12 protein-coding genes are annotated in these 11,962 nt (G+C 42.2%); 2 read left to right on the plus strand and 10 right to left on the minus strand.

What is annotated here, in order from left to right; translation table 11 throughout:
- Positions 1 to 3 precede the first annotated feature (3 nt).
- The 3 genes from KO534_RS14145 to KO534_RS14155 form a co-directional block, all read right to left on the minus strand.
- Positions 4 to 525: a VC2046/SO_2500 family protein gene (locus tag KO534_RS14145; protein ID WP_354667942.1), complete on the minus strand. Its 522-nt coding sequence runs from the start codon at positions 523 to 525 to the stop codon at positions 4 to 6.
- A gap of 62 nt (positions 526 to 587) precedes the next feature.
- A complete protein-coding gene (locus KO534_RS14150; RefSeq protein WP_215930314.1) occupies positions 588 to 1,163 on the minus strand; it encodes a nucleotidyltransferase family protein in 576 nt (191 codons plus the stop codon).
- Between the two features lie 6 nt (positions 1,164 to 1,169).
- Positions 1,170 to 2,066 (minus strand): DUF1295 domain-containing protein, encoded by an 897-nt coding sequence (locus tag KO534_RS14155; RefSeq protein ID WP_215930315.1) that lies wholly within the window; start codon positions 2,064 to 2,066, stop codon positions 1,170 to 1,172.
- 357 nt (positions 2,067 to 2,423) lie between these two features.
- Between KO534_RS14155 and KO534_RS14160 the strand changes: the two genes are divergently transcribed.
- Both KO534_RS14160 and KO534_RS14165 read left to right on the plus strand, forming a co-directional pair.
- On the plus strand, positions 2,424 to 3,848 hold the full coding sequence (locus KO534_RS14160) for an MATE family efflux transporter (protein WP_215930316.1): 1,425 nt from the start codon (positions 2,424 to 2,426) through the stop codon (positions 3,846 to 3,848).
- 112 nt (positions 3,849 to 3,960) lie between these two features.
- A complete protein-coding gene (locus KO534_RS14165) occupies positions 3,961 to 6,075 on the plus strand; it encodes a trypsin-like serine protease (protein WP_215930317.1) in 2,115 nt (704 codons plus the stop codon).
- 71 nt (positions 6,076 to 6,146) lie between these two features.
- Here KO534_RS14165 and KO534_RS14170 read toward each other — a convergent pair whose 3' ends face one another.
- The 7 genes from KO534_RS14170 to KO534_RS14200 form a co-directional block, all read right to left on the minus strand.
- Positions 6,147 to 6,332, minus strand: a complete 186-nt coding sequence (locus KO534_RS14170) for a hypothetical protein (RefSeq protein WP_215930318.1) — start codon at positions 6,330 to 6,332, stop codon at positions 6,147 to 6,149.
- A gap of 109 nt (positions 6,333 to 6,441) precedes the next feature.
- Positions 6,442 to 7,287, minus strand: coding sequence for a nucleoside triphosphate pyrophosphohydrolase (mazG, locus tag KO534_RS14175; protein ID WP_215930319.1), 846 nt, complete (start codon positions 7,285 to 7,287; stop codon positions 6,442 to 6,444).
- Positions 7,288 to 9,444, minus strand: coding sequence for a GTP diphosphokinase (gene relA, locus KO534_RS14180; RefSeq protein WP_215930320.1), 2,157 nt, complete (start codon positions 9,442 to 9,444; stop codon positions 7,288 to 7,290).
- Between the two features lie 306 nt (positions 9,445 to 9,750).
- Positions 9,751 to 10,131: a holo-ACP synthase gene (gene acpS / locus KO534_RS14185; protein ID WP_215930321.1), complete on the minus strand. Its 381-nt coding sequence runs from the start codon at positions 10,129 to 10,131 to the stop codon at positions 9,751 to 9,753.
- A gap of 4 nt (positions 10,132 to 10,135) precedes the next feature.
- Positions 10,136 to 10,867: a pyridoxine 5'-phosphate synthase gene (gene pdxJ, locus KO534_RS14190; protein WP_215930322.1), complete on the minus strand. Its 732-nt coding sequence runs from the start codon at positions 10,865 to 10,867 to the stop codon at positions 10,136 to 10,138.
- On the minus strand, positions 10,864 to 11,601 hold the full coding sequence (gene recO, locus KO534_RS14195) for a DNA repair protein RecO (RefSeq protein ID WP_215930323.1): 738 nt from the start codon (positions 11,599 to 11,601) through the stop codon (positions 10,864 to 10,866). Before recO ends, pdxJ begins: the two co-directional genes overlap by 4 nt.
- A 29-nt stretch (positions 11,602 to 11,630) precedes the next feature.
- On the minus strand, positions 11,631 to 11,912 hold the full coding sequence (locus KO534_RS14200; RefSeq protein ID WP_215930324.1) for a hypothetical protein: 282 nt from the start codon (positions 11,910 to 11,912) through the stop codon (positions 11,631 to 11,633).
- Between the last annotated feature and the right edge of the window lie 50 nt (positions 11,913 to 11,962).

Raw genomic sequence — 11,962 nt, forward strand, 5'->3', positions numbered from 1 at the left:
CCTTTAAGCCGAAGTAGGTTGCAGTTGTTGTAAAATATCGTACAGGCCAGTTTCATCAACTTGCAGGGTATTGGTGGCGGCTTGTTGCAGCCGAGCCTGAGCAATAAAGCTGCAGTTCGCGACTACTTCTGGATCGATAACCTCAGCATTATTATGTTGTGATAAAGGTTCTGGGTGCATCGCCATCCACAGGTGCGCAGATTGTATTTGACCTTGGTCTATTAATTGACTGGTATTCTGGCAAGTATGCCAATAGTTATCATCCGCTTTAAGAGGATTGGGGCGATAGTAATTAAGATCTTTTAAATGTTCTGGGCTTTGATTAGTTTGTTGATTTTGCTCTATATGCGGTCGCTGTGAACAATCTTGCTCAAGCATGGCCATAATCAACGCAAATTTTGCCCCTTGTCTCGAGGCGCGGTTAATTGTGCCATTTAATTCATAGTCGCTAGATAAAAGCGCTTCAGAACTAGAATTGAGGTCAGATTGAGTTGTGTTAACCGAATCGAGCAAGTGGGTGTTCACTAAGAAAAAATAGATACCTTAGTTATCGTATTTTCTAGCAAAGACTTTAGGTACTTGAGTATCTAGTCAAGCGATACCAACTGTAATTTGGGCCATGTTGTTAGCCATGATTTTTCGGCTATCCTGTTTCTAAAAACCCGTTCATCTGCTTTTGGATTAAAGGTAATCTGTTGTGCAAATAATGAACTAAGGCCAAAAGGCGCATTAATAGCAATACCTCCCCTCGGATCTATTTTTACCGCTATTGCGGTTTCTTGTTCCGGCCAGAATGTCATGGCATCGGTGCTATTTAAATAACGACTGTGAAGATGTTTCTTGTGCATCAAGGCCTGATTTTTTACTTGCCAGTTAACTTGAGGCAGTAGCGATTTTAGCTGTTGGGTAGCAATGTCACCTAAATGGGACCTTGTTTCACATAGGGTGTCAGATTCGGGGTCAGGTTGGCTGTAATAGATCACATCCACATCATTCAATTCAGTTTTTTTTTGATGTAAGTGATCCCATACTAAGTTACGCACAAAACCAGCCGCCACCCAACAATCAGGCAATGTTAAGGTAGCGACTGCTTTTAGAACCGCCATTCGATCGGGATCATCTTCCAACAAACGAATTAAGTGTTGTTTGTGGCTAGATGTCATTCATCGCTAACCAAAAAGTTTCGGGATAAGAACTGGGGTTTTGTTTTTGTAATTTTGATAATCAGCATTATCGGACCAGCGTTGATCTGCTTGCTCTTCCTGCAACGAAATTCCGCTGATTTTTGTCAATAATATTACAACAAACAAAGGTGAAATCAGAGTGAGGTGCTGCCATTGATATAGAGCGGGATAAGCAATAATTGCGACACCAATCCACAATAATATTTCACCAAAATAATTGGGATGACGAGAACGAGCCCAAAGGCCAGATTGAATAAACTGGGTTTTAGTGTCTTGTTGTTGTTTAAATTTGCGCTTTTGATTATCGGCAACTGCCTCAATTAGAAAACCCATTAGCCACAGAATAAGTCCAACTCCTCCAATCCAACCAAAATCAGTCTTATGGCTTGAGGTTATCGCCGCGATTGCTGCGCCAGCTGTAATTAAGACCCATAACCCTTGTACAGTCCAAGCTATGGAAAAACGCCAAAAGTTATGTTTGATTTGGTCGAATCGACTATCAGATCCTTGTTTGCGTACTCTTAGAAACAGAAAACTCGCCAAGCGTGTGGCCCAAATAGCCACCACCGCCGTAAGAATTAAGGAACGAACATCAGTTTGTTCACTTTGCAGATAAGCAAAAATGATGACGGCTATGTAGGTCGCTCCCCCAGTCAAATCATAAAAATGTTCTGTTTTAAGTAAGTGAGCGGGGATCAACACCAGCCACTGCACCACAAAAGCGATCAGCGCACAACTTGCAAAAATCGACAAGGTGTTAGCTACAGCAATACTACTTATATCTGAATTAAGTAACTGACCACCATCACTGCCAGCCCAAACCATTGCACCAGCCAATACAAAAACCACAAGATGAATAATTAAAGCGCGAATAAATTGCATAGTTAAGGTTCCTAAGTTTTTATGTGGATTAACAATCCATAGCGCTTTTATACCCTTTCTATTCAAAAAAAGTTCTGCTAACTGATTTTATTTTGACAAATAATCAATTTGATAGCATTCTGTGATCCTAATTTATAACCGAGTAAGCCAATGAATAATTCAATTGCCAGTGTTGCCCCTGCGATTATCAGCTCGGTTATGAAATCTGAGATTTCCAGCCAAGCATAATCTTTCTGGGCGTAAGGCCACAACAAGCTTTATTGCCCCCCAAAAAAAACAAATTAATTAACATCCTAGCGACTGACTATTTTTGCTGCGCCGAAAAAAGTTTAGCTGTCTAGGCATATGGAAATCATTATGCAAAATCAATCAAGTACCAATTCAGAACAAACTAAACAATCTATCTATAGCTTATTCAAACAATCCCTGAGCAGTGACAACCAGCAAGACTTGACCCAAGGTTCAATTGGCAAAGCGGCATTTTTGCTTTCTGTGCCTATGGTGTTAGAAATGATAATGGAATCGATATTTGCTATCACCGATATCTTTTTTGTCTCTGCTTTGGGTCCTGAAGCCATTTCTGTTGTGGGCTTAACAGAAGCGGTAATCACACTTTTATATGCGGTCGCAATTGGCTTAGGCATGGCAGTCACTGCCACTGTAGCCCGTCGAGTCGGAGAAAAAAACATTGACGGGGCGAATCAAGTTGCAACACAAACTCTTTGGATCGGATTAGGTGTAGCCTTAATGGTAGGTATTCCAGGCAGTATTTATGCTGTCGAGATACTACACCTGATGGGCGCTGCTCAAGACGTGGCAATAATGGGTGAAGGCTACACTTCCGTGATGTTGGGTGGTTGTGTCAGTATTTTATTTTTGTTCTTGTTCAATGCTATTTTTCGCGGTGCCGGTGATGCCAAAATTGCAATGAAATCTTTGTGGTTAGCCAGTGGCATTAATATTGTTCTCGATCCCATATTAATATTCGGATGGGGACCCTTTCCTGAGATGGGCTTAACAGGGGCGGCCGTGGCCACTACTATTGGTCGTAGTGTTGGGGTGTTGTATCAGCTATACCATCTGTTTTCTGTCAGCGGAAAAATCCAGCTGTTTATCCATAAGTTAAGACTAGATTTAGCAGTGGTCGCTGGAATATTAAAGGTTTCTGTCGGTGGGGTTTTACAGTTTTTGATTGCCACCGCGAGTTGGGTGTTCTTAGTGAGGATAGTGTCACACTTCGGCAGCGACGCGGTGGCGGGATACACTATTGCTATTAGAATAGTGATGTTCACCATGTTACCCGCCTGGGGCTTGAGTAATGCTGCGGCAACATTGGTAGGACAAAACTTAGGGGCTAAACAGGCCGCAAGAGCTGAAGTCTCAGTGTGGGCAATTACAAAATATAATCTTGTTTTTATGTTAACTGTGGCTTTCGCTTTTTATTTTTTCTCAGCCAGCATCATTGGTTTATTTAGTGACAATGCTAAAGTCATTGAATATGGCACACAATGTCTAGAATTTGTGGCTTATGGTTATGGATTTTACGCTGTGGGTATGACTTTAGTACAAGCCTTTAACGGTGCGGGTGATACTATGACCCCCACAGTGATCAACTTTGTTTGTTATTGGTTATTGCAGATACCGCTCGCATACTGGTTAGCGATTAGCTTAAACATAGGTCCCGCAGGGGTGTTCGCAGCCATTCCTTTGGCATCACTGTTTATCGCTATACTGGCATGGGTATTTTTCCGCAGTGGTCGCTGGAAAACTAAGCAAGTTTAGCGGTTAATTGACATTTTAGAATAATCCACGAATATAGCGGTTGCTCAAAACTAAAAACGCGACAACAGCGTATCGCTTTATAAGCACTAGAATAAACTATTGGGAAGTATCTATGAATAAACTTTTATGTGCGGGGCTATCAGCCACGTCACTTTTGTTATCCAGCCATGTTTTGGCAGAAAAATCGCCGCTACAGCCAAGCAATAAAGCAAGTAATCAACTTGCTGAAACTCGTATCGTTGGTGGTGAAGAAGCCGTTCAGGATAACTGGCCTTGGATGACTGCCTATGTATTCACTTTTACCGACTTCCTGACATCATTGAGTGTGAGTGGCGTTGATTACGAAACTAGACCTTTTACATCTGGGGCACCGGGTGAAGCGAGCGCTGCAATGATTTCCTGTGGCATTGCCGATGAAGTCTGTGCTGAGGCGACTGGTAAGGTATGTTTAATTGAACGAGGAGAGGTAGATTTTTCCCTCAAAGCAGACAACTGTGAAGCCGGTGGTGGCATCGGTGCAATTATTTATAACAATGTTGAAACAGGCAATATCTCTGGGACCTTAGGCGACGACTATAGCGGTACGATTCCTGTAGTTGCTATCACTCAAGAAGATGGTTTAGCGCTATTAGAACAAATTGAAAGCGTTGCAACACTTTCGGTCAGTGCCACAGCACAATTACAACAAGATTCTACTTGTGGTGCATCATTCTTGGGTGATAAATGGGTACTCACTGCAGCCCATTGTGTGGATGACGGTAATCCATCTGGCTTTAAAATGAACGTGGGGGAATACGATTTATCTGATGGAGCAGAAAATGCCATTGATATCGCTAATATCTTTATGCATCCAGAATATGATGCCGATGAAATCAGTAGTGATATCGCCATTATTGAATTGGTGTCTTCAGTTGAAGGGCCGGCAGTACAATTAGCCAATTCTGAAGATACAGATCAATGGGCTATTGAGAATAGTGTGGCAACAGTCGCCGGCTGGGGTGGCCGTGAAGGTTATGCACCCGGTGAAGGCCCCACTTCTGATTTTCCCGATGTGCTGCATAAGGTTGATTTGAGTCTTTCGACCAACGCGCAATGTAGAGAAGTGTTAGGGGAAACCTTTGGCATTTCACCAGACAACGTATCTGTAACTGATGTGATGATTTGTGCCTCTTTTGCAGAAGGTGGTAAAGGTTCATGCCAAGGAGACAGTGGCGGACCGCTTGTTGTTAATACAGGTTCAGGTATACAACAAGTTGGTATCGTAAGTTGGGGCTTTGGTTGCGCTGAAGCAGGTTACCCTGGTGTCTATACTCGCGTCGCAGAATTTACAGATTGGATATCAGCGATTACTGACGGAATAGCAGTGCCGCAAACTCAAGATTTTGGTATTGGACTTGAAGGGGTTGAACAAACCACCGAACTGACTGTTTCTAATAACAGTGAAATCAATGTAGCCCTAAGTTTTGCACTTTCAGACAATAGCAATACTGACTTTAGTTTAGATGCCAGTAGTTGCGCTACCTTAGATGCAGGTGCAAGTTGTCAAGTTAGCGTCAGTTACCTTCCCACTACTTTAGATGCTGTCACTGCCCAATTGATTATCACCACTGACAACGATCAAGTACCAGCCAGTAAGACCTACATTCTTGGTACGACCTTGGGGTCTGCAAGTGATTTATCAGCTGCCGCAGGTACAACTTCTGATGCAGTCACTATATTTAGTGGTGGCTCAAATGGAGCATCAGGCTGGACAGCCAATGAGACCGAAGGACTTGAGAGTGGCACTAATAATGATTTACAGGACAGCGTACTGGCAGTTCAAATTGAAGGTGAAGGTGTATTAACTTTCGATTGGTCAGTTTCTTCTGAAGAGAACACTGACTTAGAAGTCACTGATCCAGATTTCGAACCCTACGATGCACTGTATTTGTACCTTAACGGTGAATTAATTGAATTCATTTCAGGAGAAGTGGATTATACCGAGATGAGTATTGATTTAGCTGCAGGTACCAATGTTATCAATTGGACCTATAGTAAAGATCCTGCAGTATCAGAAGGTGAAGACAAGGGTTTCATACGTAACTTGGTATTTACGCCAACAGTAGTGGAAGAGCCGACACCACTTCCAGTTCCCTCCGATTCATCGGGTTCTTCAGGAGGCGGTAGTTTAGGATGGATGATACTGTGCTTATTTGGACTTACCTTTAGATTGAGAAACCAACACTAGTTGTCGTCAATAAGGTTACTAAGGCAGGGTATGTGAAAACTACCCTGCCTTTTTTTGTATCTAGAAAACTTTCAAAGAACCGGAAATCGTTTTGCATAAGGCCCTTTAGAGTCAGCGGTATCAAAGGTGCTAATAAACGATTCATTTGTATCTTGATCACAAGTCGCGATGTGCCGAGTTTCGTTAGACAGAATTGCAATGCAACTTACTAGCAACATTAATCCACAAAACCATAAACCTATCAGTGCTTTTTTCATCAAACACACCCAGAGTGTTTGTTATCGACATACTAGTAAGTCGATGGGCAATTCGAAAAAGTTTATAAATGTTGAAAATAAAATAGAATGACAGTGTTCCGCTGCTTGATTAGTCTTTCTTAATCTTTTGCCAGGCGGCTTCCATCTGTTGCAGGCTAGCGTCGTGCATATTCATGCCTTGACTATCAATCTCTTGTTCGACCTTTCGAAAACGTTTCTCAAATTTACGATTGGCTTTGATTAATGCGGTTTCAGCATTGACTGAGCTATGTCTGGCTAAATTAACTACGGCAAATAATAGGTCACCAACTTCTTCTTCAATTGCCAATTGATTAGGTTCGGGGGCGTTAATTTCGGCCAGTACTTCTTGTATCTCTTCGTGAATTTTATCAACAACTGGCGGCAACTCAGTCCAGTCAAAACCAACATTGGCGCATTTTTTCTGGATTTTTTGCGCTCGCAATAAAGGTGTCATGCCTTTGGGGATATTCGCCAAGGTGCTGTCATCTATAGGTTTACCCGATGCTTGACGCTCTTGCTGTTTGATGTTTTCCCATTGCTGATTGAGTTGTTCTTCACTCTTTATGGCTACTGCTTTGACCGCGCCTTTAACCTCACCTTTGACGTCACGTTGAAAAACGTGGGGATGACGCCTGACTAACTTATCACTGATAGTTTGTGCAATATCCTCAAAATCGAATTGCTGTTGTTCCTGGGCAAGTTGCGCATAAAACACTATCTGGAATAACAAGTCGCCTAACTCGTCCTTAACATCAAGCATATTACCGCTCAAAATGGCCTCTACTACTTCATAGGTTTCTTCTATTGTATGGGGCACTATGCTCGTAAAACTTTGTTTCTGATCCCAAGGGCAACCGGTTTTTGGATCTCTTAATTGCTGCATTATTTTTATCAAACGGGAAATTTGCTGATTAGACTTTTCTACTTCAGACACTTATTTATCAACCTTAATCACTTCAGTTACCCCTTTAATGACTTGCAAGCGACTCCTGGCTTTGGACAAAAGACCGAGATTTTTCACTTCTAAACTTAATTCAATTATGGCGGTATTAAGCTTAGTATCGCTTTTACTGTTGACTCCCAAAAGGGTCACTTGTTCGTTAGCGATAACAGTGGTTACATCTCGTAAAATGCCGTCTCTGTCTTCACATATGACTTGCAATTTAGTCTGAAATGCCGCTTGTAAATTATTAGCCCAATTAACGTCTATTTGCCTTTCAGGGTGTTGATCCAACAAACTCGCAAGTTGTTCACAATCTTCTCTGTGTACACTGACACCGCGACCTTGGGTGATATAGCCCATAATTTCTTCGCCCGGTAATGGTTGGCAACAACCGGCGATTTGGCTGAGTAGATTGCCGACCCCTTCTACAACTATGCTGTCTTTTTTGAGTTTCGCCGATTGTGGTTTTTTAGACCTGATTTTTAATTCCGGCTCTGGCGCATATTTTTGCTGTAAAAAATGCACCACTTGCATTATGCGAACATCACCACCACCTACACCGGCATAGAGGTCATCGATACTTTGCATGTTAAATCGCGAAATGGCTTCGCCCGCCAGTTTCGGCTCAATATTGGCTTTGACTAGCTCTCTATCAAGTAACTCTTTACCCGCTTGTTGGTTTTTATCTTTATCTTGTTTTTTAAAGTATGTTTGGATTTTGGCACGAGCACGGGATGAATACACATAACCTAACCCTGGGTGCATCCAGTCGCGACTAGGGTTTGAACGTTTACCCGTCAGAATTTCAACCTGATCTCCAGTTTGTAATTGGTAAGTAAAAGGAACAATTCTGCCGGCTATTTTGGCACCATTACATCTGTGCCCTACATTACTGTGGATGTAATAGGCAAAATCCAGTGGAGTTGAACCTAGAGGTAAATCAACCACATCACCTTTGGGAGTAAAAACATAAACCCTATCATCGAATACCTGACTACGAAGTTCTTCAACTAAATCGCCACTGTCGGCCACTTCTTCTTGCCACAGTAAAATTTTCCGCAACCAATTGATTCTTTCTTCGTAGGCCGAACGACTCGAAGTTGTTCCTTCTTTATAGCGCCAATGCGCAGCCACACCTAGCTCGGCATCTTCATGCATTTTTGCAGTGCGAATTTGAATTTCAATGGTTTTACCTTGTTTACCCAAGGTCACCGTATGAATGGATTGATATCCATTAGGTTTAGGCGTAGCTATATAATCATCGAATTCATTCGGGATATGTTTCCAGTGAGCATGCACTACTCCTAACGCGGCGTAACAGTCTTGTAAACGTTCGGCTATGATGCGCACCGCTCGAATGTCATACAGCTGTTCGAAACTAAGATGCTTCTTTTGCATCTTTTTCCAAATGCTATAAATATGTTTGGGCCTACCGTACACCTTAGCTTTAATATTTTGACTATCGAGGACCCCTTGTAATTCCTCAACAAAATCTTCGATATATTGCTCACGGTCGGTGCGACGTTCATCGAGTAGTCCGGCAATTTGTTTATAAGTGGTAGGATGCAGATATCGAAAGGAGTGATCTTCTAGCTCCCATTTTAACTGGCCTATGCCTAGTCGATTTGCCAACGGGGCATAGATAGTCGAGCATTCTCGCGCCACCAATACTCGGGTTTCTTCATCCTCATGTTTAACTTTTTGTAAGGCGCAAATACGTTCAGCAAGTTTAAGTACGACGGCGCGAACATCTTCAACCATGGCCAGTAACATGCGGCGTACGTTATCGATTTGCTCTTCATCGTTTTTCTTTTTACTGTTAGCCCGAGAATGCAAAGACTTGATTGCGTCCATACGTCTCACGCCGACAATTAGCTTTTGAATACCTTCACCAAAGAGTTCTTTTATTTGCTCTTCATCTAGCTTATGAACTTCACAGTAGGGATAAATTAGCGCCGCCTGCAAGGTCTCATCGTCCATGTGTAATTCGTGCAGAATCTCCACCATTTCCTGCCCAATTAGCAGGATTTCAGGGGTGTCAGATACATCTCTGAGTTTTTGTTTGCTTGTTTCGGGCAGGTTTAAGCCTGCCAACCATTTATCAAACGGAGGGCGGTGATCTTCATGTACTGTTCGAATTGAAACCATATAAATCTATCCTACTTCACCGAAATTAGATGAATTGGGTACAGCAATAATTAAGTGCGGCAACATAAGCTAAGTCCATTTTTGCAGGTTACTTTGACGTTAGTATTGAATTTTCCATCTTTTATCTTCAATTTTACAATCATATTACGCGCCAACATTTTTGCTACACTGCGCCCTAACTAAAAGGCTTTCATGGCTTAGCTGACGACTGCTGCATCAAGCTAGCGCTTAGTGGCACCAACTTAGTGCGTACCTATCTAAAACTATTTTACTTCTATATTTGATGCTTTTGATTACAGCGTTTATTCAACAAGACTCTAGAACAACAGTCGCCATCGCATAATGCTGTTCATCTGAAATCGATATAAAACTGTTATTGATAGCCTGTTCTTCACAAAGTTCAGCAAATTTCCCTGAAAAAACCAGTGTCGGTTGCCCAGAGTTCAAATTCACCACTTCTACATCTTGAAAACTTACTCCGTTTCCAATGCCCGTGCCCAACGCCTTTACAGCCGCTTCTTTAGCAGCGAAACGTTTTGCCAAAAAGCGCTCTGGAAATTTATGGGTAGTAAAAATCGCTAACTCAGTAGTGGTTAATACTCGCTGTGCTAGACGTAGTGACTTGTTTAGTTGACTCGCAATCCTCGCGATTTCCACCACATCCGTACCTAGCCCCCTAATCGCCATCGGATTATGCTCTAGCTTGTTGCATTAATTGACGCATATCACTCACGGCTTGGTGCAAACCATCAAAGGCTGCGCGGGCAATAATGGCATGACCAATGTTGAGTTCATACAATTCAGGAATGGCGGCAATGGCTTTTACATTGTGATAATGCAAACCGTGGCCAGCATTCACTTTAAGGCCTTTAGAATGGGCATATTGAATCCCTTCTATCAGGATCGCTAATTCTTTTTGCTGCTCAATTTCATTTTTAGCTTCAGCATATTGCCCAGTATGAATTTCAATGTAAGGCGCATTTGCTGCTACTGCTGCATCAATTTGTTTTTTATCGGCGTCAATAAACAAGGACACCAAAATACCTTGCGCTGCCAAACGAGCGCAAGCCGCATTCATACGTGACTGATTACCCGCCACATCTAAGCCACCTTCTGTGGTTAACTCTTCTCGTTTTTCGGGAACCAAACAACAAAACTGTGGACGTATTTGTTCTGCAATTAGCAACATTTCTTCTGTCACCGCCATTTCTAGATTCATACGTGTTTGAATCGTTTCTCTAAGAATACGCACATCGCGATCTGTAATATGGCGTCTGTCTTCTCGTAAATGCACGGTAATACCATCGGCACCTGCTCGCTCTGCTACTTCAGCTGCGTGCACAGGATCCGGATAAGATGTACCTCTGGCATTGCGTAAGGTAGCGATGTGATCGATATTCACACCAAGTAACACTTCTTTCATTTCACGTTTCCAATATTGTTTACTTTAGTAGTCGACCAAGTTTGTTGAAACAACTCACGACTCTTTAAGGGTTTGTGTCCCAGTAGCGGCGAAAGTGCCATTCTCGTTATGCGTTTTGCGCATTGCAGACTGTTAGGCGTCCACACATTATTGCTCACTTGTAACAACGCTTCCCCGTCGAACCGGTTGGAGCCTTGTGCTGAATATTCTGCGCGTTTAATGCCATTTTCTAGTACCAAACAGTAATCTATACCGGCCTCTACCAACTGACCATTTTCGTAGTCTTGTGTTAAATCAAAACCGTATCCCATATCACCCAGTAGTAACAGTTCAAACTGGCGTAAACATGGCTCAATTTCACCATCATTCGCTAACCATTGTAGACTTTGTTGATAGGAATGAAACAACTCAGGGTGCGGCACTTCTTTGGGTAATAACCGATTTAACAACTCGTTTAAATACATGGCTGAAAATAGTTGATAACCAACAAGTTTCAGCATCGAACCTGCTGATTCAAATTGATTGAGATTGCGTAACTCGTGTTTACCTGAAAGCGATAACAATAAGGGCTGAAATGATTGCAATAAACTTTTTTTATCGCCTTTATTCCCTCTGACACCTTTGGCAACGGCACTAACCTTACCTAGTTCAAGTGTGAATAAATCTGTTAAGTAACTGGTTTCTCGATATGCGCGCCGGTGCAGCAAAAAGCCAGTCAGTTGCTCTGGAAGCATCAGCACAAACCTTATAAAGGAACTAAATGCTAACTTACTTTGATGCGCACAACTTTCATGGCTTCAAACTCCATACCGGCTATTTCTTCGGTCATGGGGTAATAAGTTAAATTTACTCTAGCATTGGTCAGATTTTTATATACTTTCCTACGACGGAATTTAAAAGGTACGTCAGTCCCTTCAACCATCAATGTATTCAAAAACCAATCATCGTCTTTACGTTGAACATGAGAAACCACAACTAACTCTTCAGAATGAGTTAGGTTTTCGTGTTTATCCAGTAATTTTTCTACGTCGGATTTTTTTGCCATGATCACTAGTTAGTTGCTAAAAAAGTAAGTCTAGCACTTTTCCTAATTTC

This window comes from Paraglaciecola arctica (genome assembly GCF_018861065.1).
GTDB classification, from domain to species: domain Bacteria; phylum Pseudomonadota; class Gammaproteobacteria; order Enterobacterales; family Alteromonadaceae; genus Paraglaciecola; species Paraglaciecola arctica_B.